A 661-nucleotide genomic window follows, 5' to 3' on the forward strand; every position below is an offset into this window, starting at 1 on the left:
CGTCTCAAACTCAAAGATCTGTTTTCTTCACAAGCTCAGTTGTTTGAAACGGTAACCCTATCGCTTTATGACAAGGAAGAAACGGTCTCCTATTTATGTCGGGATCTGCTTTGGGGGCAAGGATTGTATCAGGAACTTCGCTTCGTACTCGTCGTGATGGGAGAGCGGCAATCCATCTTGGTCAGCACGGACAGGAGTTTGTCTCCAGAAACCATCATCCAACTCTATGCCCGTCGCTTCACAACCGAAACAACGTTTCGGGCATTGAAACAGACCATTGGGGCCTTCTCCTATCATTTTTGGAGTCGGTCGATGCCGAAGTTGAATCGCTACCGTAAAAAAGATGAACCACAAGCACTTGAACATGTAACGAAGACGAGCGAACAAACACGAATTCTTCAAACCATAAAGGCGGTAGAAGGCTACATGATGTGCAGCTGTATCGCAATGGGTCTGCTCCAAATGCTCGCTTTACGCTACTCAACCAAGACTTCGAAAAGGTGCTTTCGCTATTTACGCACTTCGTCAAAGGGAGTTGTCTCAGAAGCAACAATGATGGCTTTTTTACACCGTTCTATTTTTCACTGGTTTGCCGGAAATCAGCATTTAACCCTAACGCAAATAATTCAGGAAAAGCAGCAAACATCTGGGATTAGAGGAC

General features: G+C 45.5%; 1 protein-coding gene. It reads left to right on the forward strand.

Translation table 11 applies throughout. The features are described from left to right. Positions 1 to 661 (forward strand): hypothetical protein (locus tag OYT88_RS20715; protein ID WP_443217556.1); only part of this gene is annotated, 661 nt, incomplete at both ends.

Origin of the sequence: Sporolactobacillus sp. CQH2019 (assembly GCF_028765345.1) — a bacterium.
GTDB lineage: Bacteria > Bacillota > Bacilli > Bacillales > Sporolactobacillaceae > Sporolactobacillus.